This window comes from Myxococcus llanfairpwllgwyngyllgogerychwyrndrobwllllantysiliogogogochensis (genome assembly GCF_006636215.1).
GTDB lineage: Bacteria > Myxococcota > Myxococcia > Myxococcales > Myxococcaceae > Myxococcus > Myxococcus llanfairpwllgwyngyllgogerychwyrndrobwllllantysiliogogogochensis.
In genome coordinates, this window is sequence record NZ_VIFM01000690.1 from 1 (window position 1) to 500 (window position 500).

Genomic DNA, 500 nt, shown 5'->3' on the forward strand with positions numbered 1-500 from the left:
TGTCACGATAAAGGAAGTTGCCTACGATGGCCACAATCAGCAGCACGGCAACGATCGTCCACTTCATCGCTTCCAGGCCGCGCCCGCTCCCTTGAGCTTCGGTATTCGCACTCATAAACCAACCTGTCACAAGAATTCAGACAAATAATTTTGCCCCGCGAGAGCGAGGCAACCAAACCGAAATGCTCTGCTGCGTTTCGGATTTAACGCCCTCTACAGAGCCTGTCTCAGCAATGATTATGACAAATAAAATCACTGATGAGCCAGGTTCTGGTGTGAAAGCGTGCAAAAAGGGCATCAAATGATGCCCTTTTATTGCGCATTGCGTCAAATGTTATCAGCGATTAGCCGAGAACTTTAGCAACCACGCCCGCGCCAACGGTACGACCGCCTTCACGGATTGCGAAACGCAGACCGTCGTCCATCGCGATCGGGTGGATCAGGGTAACGACCATTTTGATGTTGTCGCCCGGCATTACCATCTCTACGCCTTCCGGCAG

General features: G+C 51.8%; 1 protein-coding gene. It reads right to left on the minus strand.

What is annotated here, in order from left to right:
- Window positions 1–344 precede the first annotated feature (344 nt).
- The coding region (locus FJV41_RS55480; RefSeq protein ID WP_072179303.1) for an EF-Tu C-terminal domain-related protein at window positions 345–500 on the minus strand (156 nt) is incomplete at its 5' end.